This is a genomic window from Specibacter sp. NPDC078709, assembly GCF_040686795.1.
Classification (GTDB): Bacteria; Actinomycetota; Actinomycetes; order Actinomycetales; family Micrococcaceae; genus Specibacter.
In genome coordinates this window covers 281,025-296,888 of sequence record NZ_JBFBLU010000004.1, presented here as the reverse complement: position 1 = coordinate 296,888, position 15,864 = coordinate 281,025, and the positions used below count along the sequence as shown (strand labels likewise).

Genomic DNA, 15,864 nt, shown 5'->3' with positions numbered 1-15,864 from the left:
ATGTTTACTGGAATTATTGCTGGCCGAGGCACAGTCCTCGCCTTGCAGGGCGCTCCTGAATCCGGCAGCGCCGTACTGGTTCTCGAAGCCGGCGCGCAGCTGGACGGTCTGGAACTGGGCGGCTCCCTCGCCGTCAATGGAGTGTGCCTGACCGCCACCCGGCTGGTGGGGGACACCATCGAGATGGATGTCATGGGCGAAACGCTCACACGCACCACAACCGGTTCCCTTGTTAGCGGGGATGTGGTCAACCTCGAACGCTGCGTGCCTGCTGGCGGACGGCTGGACGGCCATGTGGTCCAGGGCCATGTGGATGGCACCGGTGCATTGCTGGAGCGCGAAAACCTCGGCAACTGGGAGCGTCTGCGTTTCTCAATTCCGACCGAGCTTTCCCGTTATGTCGCCGAAAAGGGCTCCATTGCTATTGATGGAGTTTCTTTGACTGTGACGGCTGTGAGCCCGGCCGCCGAGTCCGAACAGTGGTTTGAAGTGGGGCTGATTCCGGTCACCTTGGCTAATACCGGTTTGGGCGAGAAAGTGCCTGGTGGCGCTGTCAACCTGGAAGTTGACGTGCTGGCCAAGTACACGGCTCGGTTACTGGAATTCCAGAGCGTTTCTCCGGCGCCGACGCCGACCCAGGCGCCAACCGTGACAGACGGCTCGTCATGAGCACCATCTTGGATCCGATCCCGCTAGCCATTGCTGCGATGGCCCGCGGTGAAGCAGTGGTGGTGGTTGATGACGAGGACCGCGAGAACGAAGGCGACATTATTTTCGCCGCCCAGCACAGCACCCCGGCCCTCATGGGCTGGACCATTCGCTACACCTCCGGAGTCATCTGCATTCCCATGGACGACAGCCATGCCGATCGCCTAGCGCTGCCGCCCATGGTGGCGGTCAATCAGGACGCCAAAGGCACTGCTTACACCGTCAGCTGCGATGCAGCGTTGGGCATGTCGACTGGTATCAGTGCCACCGACAGGTCACTGACTGCGCGCGTCTTGGCTGACCCGTCGTCAACGGCCGCATCCATCACACGTCCTGGGCATATTTTCCCGCTGCGCTCCGTAGCTGGGGGAGTGCGTCAACGTCCCGGGCATACCGAAGCTGCTGTGGAACTGTGCAAACTAGCAGGGTGCGAGCCCGTGGGCGTTATCGCCGAAGTGGTGGATGACCTTGGCGAAATGGTTCGTTTGGAAGGGTTGCGAGAATTTGCATATGACCACTCTCTGGTGCTGATTTCCATTGCAGACCTCGTGGCCTATTTGGCCGAGCAGGACGCCGGGGCCCTCGGGGCGGGCGCGCTGAACACCGCAGCTCTCAACAGTGCCGCTCTCAACACATCCGAGGGCGATCATGTCTGAGGAATGCATCGTCACCGGTGGGCCAGTGGTGGCCCTGCCCACCCGCTTTGGCACGTTCTCCGTTCAGGCTTGGATTGATGCGGGCACGGGTGCCGAGCACCTGAGTCTCAGTGCCCCGTGCGAATTAAATTCAGGTGAGGCCTCGGTCGGTGGCCTGACGCCAGGTGAGCCAGCTTCAGGTGAGCCAGTGTCAGGTGAGGCAAACAACACGGGTCCGGCAGACGCCGTCGTACCTCTGGTGCGGCTGCACTCGGAATGTCTCACGGGCGACGTCTTTGGTTCCTATCGCTGCGATTGCGGAGAACAGCTGGACCACGCTTTAGAAGAAATTCATCGGCGCGGCGGCACCCTGGTGTACCTGCGCGGACATGAGGGGCGGGGGATCGGGCTCGCAAACAAGATCCGCGCGTACAGTCTGCAAGAATCCGGCGCCGATACGGTGGAAGCCAACGAACAGCTGGGTCTGCCCGTTGACGCACGCGACTACTCAGCTGCGGCGGGCATCTTGACGGCGCTAGGGCTCACCCGCATTGCGCTGCTGAGCAACAACCCGCTGAAGGAAGCTGATCTTGCCAGCCGGGGCATCGAGGTAGTGGCCATGGTGCCGGCAATAATCCCCGCCCGCAGCGAAAACCTCCGCTACTTGGTGACCAAGCGCGACCGCATGCACCACGCACTAACGCTCGATGACGCCTTCGAGCAGAATGGCACAGCAGCTACCCACAACGTCAGTGATACAACGGAAGGACACACAGTATGAGCGGCCATGGAGCACCTGTTATTGGATTTGACCCGGCAGAAAAATCACGGGCGGCGGGGCTGCAGCTAGCCATCGTTGCCGCCAGCTGGCACACGGAAATCATGGACGGCTTGTTGGCAGGTGCCCTGCGTGGTGCAGCCGACGCCGGCATTGACAACCCTGTGGTGGTGCGGGTTCCCGGTGCCTTCGAACTGCCCGTTGCGGCGGCGCGGCTGGCGCCGAAGTTTGACGCGGTGGTGGCCTTGGGCGTGGTGATCCGTGGTGGCACGCCGCACTTCGACTACGTGTGCCAGGCCGCGACCATGGGCCTCACCGACGTCAGTGTTCGCACGGGCGTGCCGGTGGGCTTCGGCGTATTGACCTGCGATACCGAGGAACAGGGTCTTGCCCGTGCAGGGTTGCCGGGTTCAGTGGAGGACAAGGGCCACGAAGCCGTCACGGCTGCCCTGGCCACCGCGCTGACGCTGGCCGGTTTGGGAGTTTAACTAGGTACTCGCGCGCACTTTGAAGCTGCGTCCGGTTACGTTCGAACGGTGCGCCACTCTTGGAGCTACGCACCGTTGTCACATAACGGTACGCAGCTTCAGTGCGGCAATCCGCAGAAACGTTTATGCGCCGAACCTGCCAAAAGTTCGGCGCATGAGTGAGAGTGGCTGCCATGGCTGGCCAGCTCCGTGCCATTATGCGCTGGACTGGGTCTGGGTTCTTCGCCGAAGCGTTTATGCGCTGGACCTAGCGGGAGTTTTGCGCATAAGCGATGAAAGAGGCGCCCGCAGCCGCTCGTTGACGGACGCAACCGCCTTCAGGTTGTCCGCATGCTGGACGCTGGGCGTCTCAGAATCCGCGATCATGAGCCAAACCCAGTAAGGTGGACTGCGTGAAGACCTTCGAATCTCTTTTTGATGAGCTCAGTGCGAAAGCCGCAGCCCGGCCCGCTGGCTCCCGTACCGTCGCCGAACTTGATTCCGGCGTCCACGGTATCGGCAAGAAAGTGGTTGAGGAAGCCGCCGAGGTGTGGATGGCTGCCGAGTATGAATCGGAAGAAGCCTGCGCCGAGGAGATTTCCCAGCTGTTCTACCACCTGCAGGTCATGATGATCGCTAAAGGGTTGACCCTTCAGGACGTTTACAAGCATCTCTAGCCACATCCCGTGGCTGCTTGAACTGACCCCTGAATGAAGCACTTGAAATCAGTGCCAACAACCTTTTCGCTTTTACCTACCTGAAAGAATTGATCTCCATGCTGCGTGTTGCCGTCCCCAACAAGGGTGCCCTGTCCGAAGCTGCTTCAGCGATGTTGGCGGAGGCTGGCTACCGTCAGCGCCGCGATTCCCGCGAACTGGTCATGGTTGACCCCGAGAACAATGTTGAATTCTTCTTCCTCCGTCCCCGCGATATTGCCGTTTACGTTGGCGCAGGCACCCTGGATGTTGGCATCACCGGCCGCGACCTGCTCATGGACGCACAGGTTGATGCCGAGGAACTGCTGCCCTTAGGGTTCGCCCGCTCCACCTTCCGCTTTGCCGGTCCCGTGGGCCACTTCTCCAGCGCCGCCGAACTTGAGGGCAAGCGCCTGGCCACCAGTTACGATGGCTTGCTGCGTGAATACCTGGCAGAACTAGGCATCAACGCCTCGGTGGTCCGCCTCGATGGCGCCGTGGAATCCTCGGTTCGCTTGGGCGTGGCTGATGCCATTGCTGATGTCGTAGAAACCGGCAGCACCCTCCGGGCCGCTGGCATGGAAATCTTTGGCGAGCCCATCCTGAACTCCGAGGCGCTGCTCATTGGCCGCCGCGGCGTAACCCCGCCTCCCGGCCTAGAAGTTTTGATCCGTCGCCTGCACAGCGTTCTGGTTGCGCGCCAGTATGTGCTCCTTGACTACGATGCCCCCAAGACGGTCCTAGACCGCGCCACGGCACTGACTCCCGGCCTGGAATCACCCACCGTATCGCCCTTGCGCGACACCGACTGGGTGGCCGTGCGCTCCATGGTTCTGGCCAAGGACACCAACCGCATCATGGACGAACTCTACGACCTTGGCGCCCGCGCCATCCTGGTCAGCAACATCCACGCCTGCCGGATCTAACCCAATCCCAGAGCCGTCCCACAACTTCATTCAAAGAAGGTACATGCCATGAGTGTTGCCATCCGAGTCATTCCTTGCCTGGACGTCGACGCCGGCCGCGTGGTCAAGGGCGTTAAGTTCCAGAACCTGCGCGACGCCGGAGATCCCGTTGAGCTCGCACAGCGGTACGACCGCGCTGGGGCAGATGAGCTGACGTTCCTTGACGTCACCGCCTCCTCCGGCAATAGGGAGACCACCTTTGATGTGGTCTCTCGCGCCGCCGAGCAGATCTTCATCCCCTTGACGGTGGGTGGCGGTGTCCGCGAGGTGTCCGACGTCGATAAGCTCCTGCGCTACGGTGCGGACAAGGCCTCCATCAACACGGCAGCCATTGCCCGTCCGGCCGTTATTGATGAGATCACTCACCGCTTCGGTTCACAGGTTCTGGTGCTGAGCGTTGACGCGCGCCGCACCCAGGGTGGGATTACGCCGTCGGGCTTTGAAGTGACCACCCATGGTGGGCGCAAGGGCACCGGCATGGATGCGATTGAGTGGGCCAAGGAGGCTGCCGATCGGGGTGTGGGGGAGATCCTGCTGAACTCGATCGACGCCGATGGCACCAAGGACGGCTTCGATTTGGAGCTGATCCGTTTGGTCCGCGCCGCCGTGCACATCCCCATCATCGCTTCCGGTGGTGCAGGCAAGCCCGAGCACTTCCCGCCGGCCGTTGCGGCCGGTGCCAACGCCGTGCTGGCTGCCTCAGTGTTCCACTTCGGACCCGACAGCGCTATCGCCGACGTCAAGAAGGCCATCCGCGACGCCGGGTACGAGGTCCGCTAGTACGCAGTTCTCTAACACCGCCAGCTACTAAGGGGCTCATGTCGTAAACGACGTGAGCCCCTTAGTGCTTTGGTGAGTTTTCTGCGGATGGGTGACGGCTATGTCTCCATAGTTTCGTGCCTAAAGTGCGTGCACAGCGGCAACGTGGCAGGCTCTTGCTACAGTTATCCCTATGCCAATGAAAGCGCTTTCCCAGCCGATCTCTGTCGTTGACGGAGCCCGTCCGATTCGATCTGTCCTCCGGCTCCTGCTGCGTCGACCAAAGCGGATGGGCGTTGCTGTGTTTGCCTTTGCGCTGAAGGAAATCCCGTTGTGGTTTTTGCCGGTCATCACGGCGGCGATTATTGACATTGTCACGGTTGGCGGACCGGTTGAATCGGTGCTGTGGTGGAGTCTTCTGGCTGCGGTACTGCTGATCCAGAATTACCCCAACCACATTATTTACACTCGGAATTTCATGACGGTGGTGCGCGACACCGGTTCTGTGCTTCGAAACGATTTGGCTGCCCGGCTGCAGAGTTTGTCGATCGGTTATCACACCCGGGTGAACTCGTCGATTGTGCAGACCAAGGTGGTGCGCGATGTCGAAAATGTTGAGTTGATGCTCCAGCAGGTGACCCACCCGCTACTGTCGGCGGTCATGGTCATGGGCGGCGCCATCACGATGACGGCCATTGCCGTGCCCCAATTCCTACCTGTCTACGCACTCACGGTACCTATCGCCATCGGTATCCGCTTTGGCATGCGCAATCGATCACGTTCACGCAATGAGAATTTCCGCATGGAGATCGAGGGCTTCGCGGCGCGAGTTGGCGAGATGGCTTCACTGATCCCCGTGACAAGGGCCCACGGTCTCGAAAAGACGGCGGTGACCCGTGTTTCCAGCAGTGCCGCCGGTGTGCGACGTGCCGGCCTGCACCTTGACATGCTCAACGGGCACGTAGCCTCGATCTCCTGGGTAACCATGCAATTGCTCGGGGTGGGTTGCCTGATGCTGGCCGCGGTATTCTCGCTCACCGGATTTCTTCCGATCACTGCGGGTGAGGTGGTGATGCTCTCGAGCTACTTCGCCTTGCTGACACAGGGATTGACTCAACTCCTCATGCTGATTCCGGTCGGTGCGCGCGGGCTGGAGTCAGTGCGCTCCATCGCCGAGGTCCTTCAAGACCCGGATATTGAGCAGAACGAGGGCAAACAGGCCGTTGAAAAGGTCGTTGGGAACATGCGATTAGATGGGGTGAGTCAGCGCTATACGGACTCCGAGGTCGACGCGGTTCACAAACTTGATCTGGATATTCGCGCGGGGGAAACAGTCGCGTTCGTAGGCTCATCCGGTTCCGGCAAGTCGACACTGCTGAATTTGGTGTTGGGATTTGTGCGCCCCACCAGCGGGCGGATCTTGCTAGATGGTGTTGATATGCAGCTTCTGGACCTGCGAACAGTGCGTCGCTTCGTTTCGGTGGTCCCGCAGGATTCTGTGCTGTTCGAGGGCACCATCCGCGAGAATATTGCTTACGGCCTCCCGCATCTCGACGACGAACGTATCCGTTTGGCACTGCAAGACGCCAATGTGCTGGATTTCGTCCAGTCGCAGCCAGAAGGCTGGCACACGATCGTCGGAGAACGTGGTGCTCGTTTGTCGGGTGGGCAACGCCAACGTCTGGCCATCGCGCGGGCGCTCGTGCGTGACCCGCGCATCTTGCTCCTAGATGAGGCCACCAGCGCGCTAGACCCGGAATCGGAACAACTCGTCAAGGTAGCACTGGGCCGGTTGATGAAGGGACGGACCACGCTGGTCGTGGCCCATCGCTTGTCCACCATCAGGCAAGCCGATCGCATCGTCGTCCTAGAACATGGCCAGATTGTTGAGATCGGCACCCATGAGGAACTCATCGCACGCAGCGGACGCTACTCTCATCTCCACGCGGTCCAAGCCGGAAGTACCGATGAATGAGCGACAGTAAACGGCGAACATTAGTCAGTGCGATAGCGATCGCGAAAAAGTCACCTTTGCTGCGATAGCGACGGCTTAAAACCAGCCATTGCTGCGATAGCGTGCGTCAGTGGTGGGCTCGGAGCTTAGAGCCCGACGTCGGCCGTGCGCAGCAGTGCGACGGCGTCTGGCTGGCCCTCAAAGGTGACCAGGGCCTGGCCGGTGCGGCCGTTGGCATGCATGAGCAATTCGCCAGGGTCGCCAATGATCGCCACTGAAACCGGTGCGCGTTTGGCCACGTGGCGTGGGCCTTCCGGGTTCACCAAGACAATTCCCAAGTCCACCCCGCGGTACATGATGGCTGCGCGTTTGAGCAGTTCTGCCCAGAGTGCTCCGGAGTAGGCGGCGTCAAGGGTCCGTGGTGCCCAGCGGTCAGAGGCGCGGCGGACATCTTCGGTGTGGATGAAGAATTCGGTGAGGTTCGCGGCCTGGTCTACCGATTTCAGGGCAAAGGGTGACAACTTTGGCGGACCTGCCCGGAACTTCTCCACGAGCGCAGCAAAGGTCTCGGGAGTGGCGGACGCGGCAGCCAACTCTGCAACGGCCTTCTCTGAAGCCTTCCGCCACGGCTTCAGTATCAGGCCCAGGCCTACGCGCGGATTATGTTCGCGCAGGTAAAGGTGGGCGGCCAGGTCCTGGGTCAGCCATCCTTCACAGAGCGTGGGTGCTCCCGGACCGGCGGCCAGCAGGGTCTCGGCAAGGACTTCACGGGATGGTTCTACAAATCGCATCACTTGTGAAATTAGCATGTATTCGCCTCGGATGGCACCAAGACACAAGGACAAGGCGCAAGTACCCCAAGAACTCCCGTGAACTCCACCGGGTCCAGCGGGATTGTTTGCCGGTTCACCCCTAGCCCACAGATAGCCGCCCGTTGTCACTCCTGGCCACCCGTAGTCGCCGCGATCTAGCCATGGGCTCTGGCCCGAGCCGTCGCGGACTCTGTCAATGGCCCGTGTCAAGAGTTTGTGGCACTAGAATTAGCTGTGATGCAGCAAAGCCCAGATACCCAGTCCACGTCCGCCGCACCCATGCCTGCGCAGGGTGCAGAATTGTCGGCAGCAGTCGCCGCTTTACTCAAGCATGATGGGGCTGGCCTGGTTGCCGCCATCATTCAGCAATTCGACAGCCAAGAAGTGTTGATGCTTGGCTGGATGGATAACGAGGCCCTGCGCCGGACCCTAAGCTCAGGCCGGGTCACCTTTTACTCCCGCTCGCGTCAAGAATATTGGCGCAAGGGCGATACCTCCGGCCACTTCCAATACGTGAAGTCGGTGGCCCTGGACTGCGACGGCGACGCCCTCCTGATCACCGTCGACCAAGTCGGCGCAGCCTGCCATACCGGCACCCGTACCTGCTTTGAAGGCCGTGAACTCGAAGCCGTCGTCGGTCACCGCAGCTAGTATCTAGCGGCAGCCGTGGCTGAGCGCTTCCTGCCCACAACCGGCAGGTGTCAGCTATCAGCCACCGCACCTAGTCCATACCGCCAGCAAGAAATTGCTGCAGCCGTCCGCCTGAGTCAAGAAAGCCAAACATTTCATGCAAGATCTAGGTGTCATCAGCCCCTCCCTGACGGAATTTCGTGAACTGGCCCGCACCCGCCGAGTCATCCCCGTCCATTTGAAGGTCCTGGCCGACGCGCAAACGCCCATCGGCCTCTACCGCGCACTGGCCGCCGAGGCCCCCGGCACCTTCTTGATGGAATCCGCAGCCGTGGGTGGTGTCTGGTCCCGCTATTCCTTCATTGGTGTGCGCTCCAGCGCAACGTTGACCACGCACGACGGCGGTGCGTTCTGGCAGGGGACCCCTCCCGTAGGCGTGCCCTTGAGTGGGAACCCTGTGGCAGCCATGGAAGCGACGCTGAAGCTTTTGGCCACGGAGCGTTTTGATGGCTTGCCGCCGTTTACTTCTGGCTTGGTTGGCTTTGTGGGTTGGGAATCGGTGCGGCACTGGGAGAAGCTGCCCACGCCGCCGCCGGATGATCTGAAGCTGCCGGAGCTTGCGCTGAACTTGATTGCCGACATGGCCGTCCACGACAACAATGAGGGCACCGTGTTGTTGATCGCTAACGCCATCAACGCCAACGGCACTGATGAAAACGTGGACGGTGCATGGCATGATGCTGTAGCCCGGGTCCATGCCATGGTGGACCAGCTACGTCAGCCTGTTGCCCAGCCCATGTCGGTGGTTGAGGTGCCTGCCGCCAGCTTCGCCGACAGTGTTGAAGAGCAATGGGATCGCAACGAATACCTGAAGGCTCTGGACCTTGCCAAGGAAGCCATCGTGGATGGCGAGGTGTTCCAAGTAGTGGTCTCACGCCGCTTTGAAATGGTTTGCGAAGCCAGCGCCCTCGATGTGTACCGGGTTTTGCGCAACACCAACCCCAGCCCGTACATGTACCTGTTCAGCTTCGAAGATGCCAACGGCGAACCGTACTCCATCGTGGGTTCTTCCCCCGAAGCACTCGTCAGCGTTTTGGGTGCTGAAGTCATCACCCACCCGATCGCCGGTTCTCGGCCCCGCGGTGCCACCACTGAAGAAGATAAGTGGTTGGCCAAGGATCTGCTGGCCGATGAAAAGGAACGCTCCGAACACCTGATGCTGGTGGATCTGTCCCGCAACGACCTCTCCAAAGTCTGTGTTCCTGGAACCGTGGATGTCACCCAGTTCATGGAAATCGAGCGTTTCAGTCACATCATGCATCTGGTCTCCACCGTGGTGGGCACCTTGAGCCCGGACAAGATCGCCTACGATGTTCTCGCCGCAACCTTCCCGGCTGGCACCCTGTCCGGTGCCCCGAAGCCGAGGGCTTTGAGCCTGTTGGATGAACTGGAACCCATCCGTCGCGGCGTTTACGGTGGTGTTGTCGGCTACCTGGACTTCGCTGGCGATATGGACATGGCCATCGCTATCCGCTCCGCCTTGCTGCGCGGCGGCAAAGCGTATGTCCAAGCCGGCGGTGGCATCGTGGCGGACTCCGTGAATGAAACCGAAGCCATGGAAACAGTCAATAAAGCAGCAGCGCCACTGCGGGCCGTCTATGCCGCAGCGTCCTTACGCGACCTCGCCGAACGTCCCGGCGATCAGCAGACCAATTCAGCAAACTCAGCCAAATCAGCAAACTCAGCAAACGCAGCAGGGGAAACACTATGAGTTCTTCACTTCCCGTGCCCGGTACGGCACACACCACCGCTGTCACGGTGCCTGCCTGGAAGCGTAAATCAACGCTGGTGTTGTTGATGATTGTGGCGGCATTGGCCGTCTTTGGCACTACCACTCAAACCTGGATCCATGTGGCCATCGCCCCGGGCGAAGTAGCCACAACAGATCTGGACATTCCTGGTAACAAGGCGGCTGTGGCTGTCTCCGCGCTGGCTCTGGTGGCACTGGCTGGGGCCTTGGCCACTACCATTGCCGGGCGCGTGGCCCGCATCATTGCAGCCACAGTGGTTTTCCTCGCTGCGGTGGGGGTCATCGCTGTGGCTCTAGGAATTTATGCAGATCCAGTGACCGCCGCCATGGCTGAAGTGGGTGCGGCAACCGGGATTGAGGGTCAGGCCTCAGAAGCCACTGCCACGCTCTTCCCCGTACTGGCTGCGGCTGCGGCTGCGTTGCTGGCAATCGGGTCGTTGTTGGTGATCTGGTTGGGTCGGGTCTGGGTTGTGCGCACCAAATATGATGCTGCGAAGGGTCCTTCCGCGGCAAAGTCGGACGAGCCGGTTGACGAGATTGACAGCTGGGACAGGCTCAGTCGCGGCGAGGACCCCACGGCCTAGTCACGGCACAAGTCCACGGGGTGTTCCGCTTTGGGATTCCAAGGGCAACTAATGGCAGAATGTATTTTTAGTATCCGCGTTAAATAGGGAGATTTACCATGAGCAACAAGTCGGCTGCGTCAGTAACCGTGCAAGAGCCTATCGATCACAGCATTGAGCTGGGCCACGGCAACAGCCCGGCAGCCTGGACGAGCGTCACCGTCATGCTCGTTGGCACGATCGTTGGCTGCATCGCCTTCGTGATTGGCGAGAGCGCCACTATGCTGTTCTGGATTGGCGTTGGCATTATTGCTGTTGGCGTCATCCTGGGCCCGGTCCTGAAGGCCGCCGGCTACGGTGTTGGTGGAAGCAAGCTGAAGAACAACGGCCACTAGCAGTGAGTGTTCTGCTGGACATCATTGACGGTGTCCGGGAAGACCTCCGTGCGCGCCAGGAGCTTGTGAGCCTGGAGAAGTTGCAGGAGCGTGTCAAGCACGTTGCTCCGGCACTGGACGCTTGGGCTGCCCTAGGTGGCAATCTAGCCGTGCGCCCGGAGCTGAAAGTCATTTCCGAGGTCAAACGCCGCAGTCCCTCCAAGGGCGATCTGGCCGGCATCGCCGACCCGGCAGCTCTAGCGGCGATGTACCAAGCCGGCGGTGCCAGCATCGTTAGCGTCTTGACGGAGGAGCGCCGCTTCGGCGGTTCCTTGGCTGACCTAGATGCTGTACGCGCCGCCGTGCAGATCCCGGTGCTGCGCAAGGACTTCACCTGCGATGAGTACATGATCTGGGAGGCCCGTGCCCACGGCGCAGACTTGGTCCTGCTCATTGTTGCTTCCTTGAGCGATGAGGAACTGCGCAGCTACTTGGCACTGACCCACCAGCTGGGCATGAACGCCGTGGTAGAAACGCACACGGCCGAAGAAATTGAGCGCGCCGTTGCCGTTGACGCCAAAATCATTGGTATCAATGTGCGCAACCTCAAAACTCTCGATGTTGATCGCGGCGTTTTCGCCGCGTTATCTGGCGGTATTCCTGCCGGGAACATCGAGAACGGGCCCATCGTGGTCGCCGAGTCAGGCGTGCGTGACGTGGCCGACGTCGTGCATTACGTAGAGAACGGTGCCAACGCCATCCTGGTGGGGGAGGCGCTCGTAACAGATTCCACTCCACGGGAGCGGATCACCGAATTCAAAACCGCTGGGGCCAAGGCCATCAGCACCCGCTAGCATTCGGGCCCGTCCGTGTAGGGCGGGCCCGCCTGTTTGCATGGCTGGTGGCCCGAGGCATGCCGCACCGGCCACCAGCACCAACTTGATATCAGTGCACAATTATTTACGGAACAGGACGGTGGAACTGATGGCTCACGTGCCAGCAGCTTCGTCACAGGATCCCGCTGACATGGTGGATCCGGCAACAGCATTTCTGCAGGGCTCAATGCCGGCAGGATCATCACCGGAGCATTCGCTGCGGCACGCCCCCGGACCGTACTTTGGCGCCTACGGTGGCCGTTGGATGCCCGAATCCCTCATCGCGGCACTGGATGAAATCGAAGAAACTTTTGAAAAAGCAAAAGTCGACCCAGACTTCCTGGCCGAGATTGCTGAGCTGAACAAGAACTACTCGGGCCGCCCGTCGCTGTTGACTGAGGCCAAGCGCTTCAGCGAGCACGCCGGGGGAGCCCGTGTCTTCCTCAAACGTGAAGACCTCAACCACACTGGTTCGCACAAGATCAACAACGTCTTGGGTCAAGCTTTGTTGGCCAAGCGCATGGGCAAGACGCGCATCATCGCTGAGACCGGTGCCGGTCAGCATGGTGTAGCTAGCGCAACCGCCGCAGCCCTCTTGGGTCTTGAGTGCGTGGTCTACATGGGTGCCGAAGATTGCCGCCGCCAGGCGCTCAACGTGGCTCGCATGCAGTTGCTCGGTGCCACGGTGGTGCCGGTGACCAACGGTTCCCAGACCCTCAAGGACGCCATCAACGATGCCCTGCGAGACTGGGTCGCGAACGTTGAGAACACCCACTACGTCCTCGGAACTGTTTCCGGCGCGCACCCGTTCCCCGCCATGGTCCGCTTCTTCCACGAAGTCATTGGTGAAGAAGCACGTGGCCAGATCATCGATCAGATCGGCCGCCTGCCCGACGCCGTATGTGCTTGCATCGGTGGCGGCTCCAACGCCATCGGCTTGTTCCACGGATTCCTGGATGACTCCGATGTCAAGATCTACGGCTTTGAAGCTGCCGGCGACGGCGTTGAGACGGGCCGCCACGCGGCCACCATCACGCTGGGTCGCCCGGGCGTGTTGCACGGCGCCCGTTCCTACCTCATGCAGGACGAGGACGGTCAGACCATCGAGTCGCACTCCATCTCAGCAGGTCTGGACTACCCGGGCGTTGGACCGGAGCACGCCTACCTGGCTGATCTTGGACGGGTTAGCTACGAAGCCATCACCGACACCGAAGCGATGGACGCATTCAAACTGCTCTGCCGGACCGAAGGCATCATCCCGGCCATCGAGTCCTCGCACGCATTGGCTGGCGCCTTGAAGGTTGGCCAGCGCCTCACTGCTGACGCCGCCAAGCCCGACGATGTCGTCATCATCGTGAACCTCTCCGGCCGCGGTGACAAAGACGTTCAGACGGCCGCCGACTGGTTCGGTCTGTTGGATGAAGATGGAAACGTCAAGGGCACCATGCTCTCCACCCGCACCGCCAAGGGCGCCGTGCACGGCGCAGGTGCACAAGATGAAGCAGCCGTCGATATCAACGCAGAGGATGCCAGCAATGAGTGAGATAACTACCAGCCACGACACTGCTGTGAGCCATGTCAGCAAGTCCGCCGCGGCCATCGCTCGGGCCAAGGCTGCCGGGCGCAAGGCGCTGATCGCCTACCTGCCGGCCGGTTTCCCGGACAAGCAGACCTCCATTGACGCAGCCATCGCCGTAGCCCGAAACGGTGCCGACATCGTTGAGATTGGTATCGCGTATTCGGATCCGGTCATGGATGGTTCGGTCATTCAGGCTGCCACCACCCAGGCTCTCGAAAACGGCTTCCGCGTGGCAGACGTCTTCGACATCGTTGCAGCTGTCACCGCAGAAACGGATGCCGCCGTTCTGGTCATGACGTATTGGAACCCTGTCATGCGCTTGGGTGTTGACGAATTCGCCCGCCGTCTGGCCGAGGCCGGGGGAGCCGGGCTCATTACCCCTGACCTCATCCCTGATGAAGCTTCAGAATGGTTCGCAGCCTCGGATAAGTACGGCCTGGACCGAGTCTTCTTGGTGGCCCCGTCGTCCACCCCGGAACGTGTGGCCATGACCGTCGAAGCGACACGCGGATTTGTTTACGCCGTCTCCATCATGGGCGTCACCGGTGCCCGCACCTCGGTCTCCAGTGCCGCCGAAGCTGTGGTTGCTGCAGCCCACGCCGCCGGCGCCGAGAATGCCTGTGTTGGTCTGGGAGTCTCGCGCGCCGAACACGTGCGCGAGATTGCTGCCTACGCCGACGGTGTCATCGTCGGAACCGCCTTGGTAGCTGCCCTGCGCGACGGTGGTGTGCCCGCAGTGGGCGCGCTGGCCAAGGAACTCAGCTCCGGCTTTGACGCTCCCTCCACCCCTGCAACGGAAGCCGCTACCTCGTGATCTCCACTCTCCTTCCGCAGTCTCTGGGTCACGCCGTCGTGGCGTCCATCCCTGCGCCGACTTGGTCCGGTTTCGATATTGGGCCGCTGCGCATCCACGCCTACGCCCTCTGCATTTTGCTGGGTATTGTGGCAGCTCTTTGGCTGACCGACCGCCGGTGGAAACGCCGCGGCGGACCCGAAGGCTCCATCTGGGACATCGCCATCTGGGCGATCCCCTTCGGCATCATCGGCGGTAGGCTCTACCACGTCTTCTCTTCCCCGGAGGCGTACTTTGGCCCCGGCTTCGACGGCACCGGGGATCTCTCCCTGATCCCACAAATCTGGTTGGGTGGCTTGGGAATCTGGGGCGCCGTAGTACTCGGTGTGGTGGGTGCCTGGATTGGTTGCCGCCGCGCCAACGTGAAGATTTCTGCGTTCGTTGATGCCGCAGCTCCCGGCATTTTGCTGGCCCAGGCCATTGGCCGCTGGGGCAACTACTTCAACCAGGAACTCTTCGGCGGCCCCACCACGCTGCCCTGGGGCCTGAGCGTTGCGCCCGAATTTGTTCCCGCCGGAAACAGCCCCGACACCCTCTTCCACCCCACGTTCCTGTACGAGTGCCTCTGGAACCTGGCCGGCGTTGCTGTCCTGCTCCTGTTGGACCGCAAGCTCAAGCTGCGTAACGGCCGCCTGTTCCTGCTGTACGCCATGATCTACACGGCCGGCCGCGTCTGGATTGAAATGCTGCGCATCGACACCGCCGAGCAAATCACCTTCTTCGGCGTCACCGCACGCCTGAACGTGTGGACCAGCATCATCGTCTTCGTTGCGGCCCTGGTGGCGTTCATCGTCATTGGCCTCTTGCGCCGGGACAAGCCGGAGGACTCCGTCTACTTGCCTGGTCGCGAGCCAGCCCTCGAAGCGGCTCCCGTGGGCGCCGTTGTCTCAGGCAAGGCCGAAGCCGTCAAGACTAACGCTCTCAAGAACGACGCCGACACCACAGCTGCGAAATCACCGTCCAGTGACGCTGTGGCTAAGCCAGCAACGAGTGACGCCAAGACCGCGGGCACCACCGTAAAGGACGCGCCTTCGAAGGACGTCTAGCAGTTTCTTTGCACTCGTAGCTCTGAGCGGGCGCTAGGAATTAAGCAACATCAAGACTAAGCAACATCAAGGTGGTCCCGATAACTCGGGGCCACCTTTTTCGTGCCCAAAAGCAAGCTCTGCCAGCTCGTGAGGGCAGCTCCTTGACGCTGAAAGGAGCCCCTCCTCGCTCAGCGGGGATCTTATTAGTATTACTGATCGTGCATATCATTCCAAAATACAAGATGAGGGCTTTCTCGTGTTTCCGGCGGCGTTATAGTAAAAACCGCTGCATAAAACAACGGGCCCAAGAAGTCTTAGTTCATTGTGCAATTGCACTATCAATCGTGTTGGGAAGATCCGCTTTTCGCGGCCCAAGGGC

Annotated in this window: 17 protein-coding genes; 16 read left to right on the top strand and 1 reads right to left on the bottom strand. The window is 60.9% G+C overall.

Going from position 1 to position 15,864, the window contains the following annotated elements; genetic code table 11:
- From AB0P14_RS10045 to AB0P14_RS10010, 8 genes are all read left to right on the top strand, one after another.
- The gene (locus AB0P14_RS10045; RefSeq protein WP_363841202.1) at positions 1-669 is read left to right on the top strand and encodes a riboflavin synthase; all 669 of its coding nucleotides are present in this window, start codon (positions 1-3) and stop codon (positions 667-669) included.
- Complete coding sequence (gene ribB / locus AB0P14_RS10040) at positions 666-1,364, top strand: 3,4-dihydroxy-2-butanone-4-phosphate synthase (RefSeq protein ID WP_363841199.1); 699 nt, start codon at positions 666-668, stop codon at positions 1,362-1,364. The genes AB0P14_RS10045 and ribB overlap by 4 nt, the downstream gene beginning before the upstream one ends.
- On the top strand, positions 1,357-2,124 hold the full coding sequence (locus AB0P14_RS10035) for a GTP cyclohydrolase II (protein ID WP_363841197.1): 768 nt from the start codon (positions 1,357-1,359) through the stop codon (positions 2,122-2,124). Before ribB ends, AB0P14_RS10035 begins: the two co-directional genes overlap by 8 nt.
- Positions 2,121-2,609 (top strand): 6,7-dimethyl-8-ribityllumazine synthase, encoded by a 489-nt coding sequence (ribH, locus tag AB0P14_RS10030; protein ID WP_363841194.1) that lies wholly within the window; start codon positions 2,121-2,123, stop codon positions 2,607-2,609. The genes AB0P14_RS10035 and ribH overlap by 4 nt, the downstream gene beginning before the upstream one ends.
- A gap of 392 nt (positions 2,610-3,001) precedes the next feature.
- Entirely contained in the window at positions 3,002-3,265 is a 264-nt protein-coding gene (locus AB0P14_RS10025) for a phosphoribosyl-ATP diphosphatase (protein WP_315915692.1), read from the top strand.
- 98 nt (positions 3,266-3,363) lie between these two features.
- Positions 3,364-4,209: an ATP phosphoribosyltransferase gene (gene hisG, locus AB0P14_RS10020; RefSeq protein ID WP_363841191.1), complete on the top strand. Its 846-nt coding sequence runs from the start codon at positions 3,364-3,366 to the stop codon at positions 4,207-4,209.
- Positions 4,210-4,257: 48 nt separating this feature from the next.
- Positions 4,258-5,028 (top strand): imidazole glycerol phosphate synthase subunit HisF, encoded by a 771-nt coding sequence (gene hisF / locus AB0P14_RS10015; protein ID WP_363841188.1) that lies wholly within the window; start codon positions 4,258-4,260, stop codon positions 5,026-5,028.
- A 172-nt stretch (positions 5,029-5,200) separates the two neighbouring features.
- Complete coding sequence (locus AB0P14_RS10010; protein WP_363841185.1) at positions 5,201-6,982, top strand: ABC transporter ATP-binding protein; 1,782 nt, start codon at positions 5,201-5,203, stop codon at positions 6,980-6,982.
- Between the two features lie 125 nt (positions 6,983-7,107).
- Here the strand turns inward: AB0P14_RS10010 and AB0P14_RS10005 are convergent, their stop codons facing one another.
- Positions 7,108-7,752 carry a TIGR03085 family metal-binding protein gene (locus AB0P14_RS10005; RefSeq protein ID WP_363841440.1) on the bottom strand — a complete coding sequence of 215 codons (645 nt, stop codon included), beginning with the start codon at positions 7,750-7,752 and terminating at the stop codon, positions 7,108-7,110.
- A 300-nt stretch (positions 7,753-8,052) separates the two neighbouring features.
- Here AB0P14_RS10005 and hisI point away from each other — a divergent pair, with 300 nt between their 5' ends.
- From hisI to lgt, 8 genes are all read left to right on the top strand, one after another.
- Positions 8,053-8,424, top strand: a complete 372-nt coding sequence (hisI, locus tag AB0P14_RS10000; protein WP_363841437.1) for a phosphoribosyl-AMP cyclohydrolase — start codon at positions 8,053-8,055, stop codon at positions 8,422-8,424.
- Between the two features lie 136 nt (positions 8,425-8,560).
- Positions 8,561-10,174: an anthranilate synthase component I gene (locus tag AB0P14_RS09995; RefSeq protein ID WP_363841182.1), complete on the top strand. Its 1,614-nt coding sequence runs from the start codon at positions 8,561-8,563 to the stop codon at positions 10,172-10,174.
- On the top strand, positions 10,171-10,797 hold the full coding sequence (locus tag AB0P14_RS09990) for a Trp biosynthesis-associated membrane protein (RefSeq protein WP_363841179.1): 627 nt from the start codon (positions 10,171-10,173) through the stop codon (positions 10,795-10,797). Before AB0P14_RS09995 ends, AB0P14_RS09990 begins: the two co-directional genes overlap by 4 nt.
- Before the next feature lie 98 nt (positions 10,798-10,895).
- Positions 10,896-11,171, top strand: coding sequence for an HGxxPAAW family protein (locus AB0P14_RS09985; protein ID WP_363841176.1), 276 nt, complete (start codon positions 10,896-10,898; stop codon positions 11,169-11,171).
- 2 nt (positions 11,172-11,173) lie between these two features.
- On the top strand, positions 11,174-12,004 hold the full coding sequence (trpC, locus tag AB0P14_RS09980; RefSeq protein ID WP_363841174.1) for an indole-3-glycerol phosphate synthase TrpC: 831 nt from the start codon (positions 11,174-11,176) through the stop codon (positions 12,002-12,004).
- Between the two features lie 130 nt (positions 12,005-12,134).
- Complete coding sequence (gene trpB, locus AB0P14_RS09975) at positions 12,135-13,568, top strand: tryptophan synthase subunit beta (RefSeq protein WP_363841171.1); 1,434 nt, start codon at positions 12,135-12,137, stop codon at positions 13,566-13,568.
- A complete protein-coding gene (gene trpA, locus AB0P14_RS09970) occupies positions 13,561-14,418 on the top strand; it encodes a tryptophan synthase subunit alpha (RefSeq protein WP_363841168.1) in 858 nt (285 codons plus the stop codon). Before trpB ends, trpA begins: the two co-directional genes overlap by 8 nt.
- Positions 14,415-15,503, top strand: coding sequence for a prolipoprotein diacylglyceryl transferase (lgt, locus tag AB0P14_RS09965; RefSeq protein WP_363841165.1), 1,089 nt, complete (start codon positions 14,415-14,417; stop codon positions 15,501-15,503). Before trpA ends, lgt begins: the two co-directional genes overlap by 4 nt.
- Positions 15,504-15,864: the final 361 nt, after the last annotated feature.

Excerpts from the sequence above, each read along its gene's own strand:
- AB0P14_RS10045 (WP_363841202.1), top strand. The coding sequence starts at position 1 with ATGTTTACTGGAATTATTGCTGGCCGAGGCACAGTCCTCGCCTTGCAG.
- ribB (WP_363841199.1), top strand. The coding sequence starts at position 666 with ATGAGCACCATCTTGGATCCGATCCCGCTAGCCATTGCTGCGATGGCC.
- AB0P14_RS10035 (WP_363841197.1), top strand. The coding sequence starts at position 1,357 with ATGTCTGAGGAATGCATCGTCACCGGTGGGCCAGTGGTGGCCCTGCCC.
- ribH (WP_363841194.1), top strand. The coding sequence starts at position 2,121 with ATGAGCGGCCATGGAGCACCTGTTATTGGATTTGACCCGGCAGAAAAA.
- hisG (WP_363841191.1), top strand. The coding sequence starts at position 3,364 with ATGCTGCGTGTTGCCGTCCCCAACAAGGGTGCCCTGTCCGAAGCTGCT.
- hisF (WP_363841188.1), top strand. The coding sequence starts at position 4,258 with ATGAGTGTTGCCATCCGAGTCATTCCTTGCCTGGACGTCGACGCCGGC.
- AB0P14_RS10010 (WP_363841185.1), top strand. The coding sequence starts at position 5,201 with ATGCCAATGAAAGCGCTTTCCCAGCCGATCTCTGTCGTTGACGGAGCC.
- AB0P14_RS10005 (WP_363841440.1), bottom strand. The coding sequence starts at position 7,752 with ATGCGATTTGTAGAACCATCCCGTGAAGTCCTTGCCGAGACCCTGCTG.
- hisI (WP_363841437.1), top strand. The coding sequence starts at position 8,053 with ATGCCTGCGCAGGGTGCAGAATTGTCGGCAGCAGTCGCCGCTTTACTC.
- AB0P14_RS09995 (WP_363841182.1), top strand. The coding sequence starts at position 8,561 with ATGCAAGATCTAGGTGTCATCAGCCCCTCCCTGACGGAATTTCGTGAA.
- AB0P14_RS09990 (WP_363841179.1), top strand. The coding sequence starts at position 10,171 with ATGAGTTCTTCACTTCCCGTGCCCGGTACGGCACACACCACCGCTGTC.
- AB0P14_RS09985 (WP_363841176.1), top strand. The coding sequence starts at position 10,896 with ATGAGCAACAAGTCGGCTGCGTCAGTAACCGTGCAAGAGCCTATCGAT.
- trpB (WP_363841171.1), top strand. The coding sequence starts at position 12,135 with ATGGCTCACGTGCCAGCAGCTTCGTCACAGGATCCCGCTGACATGGTG.
- trpA (WP_363841168.1), top strand. The coding sequence starts at position 13,561 with ATGAGTGAGATAACTACCAGCCACGACACTGCTGTGAGCCATGTCAGC.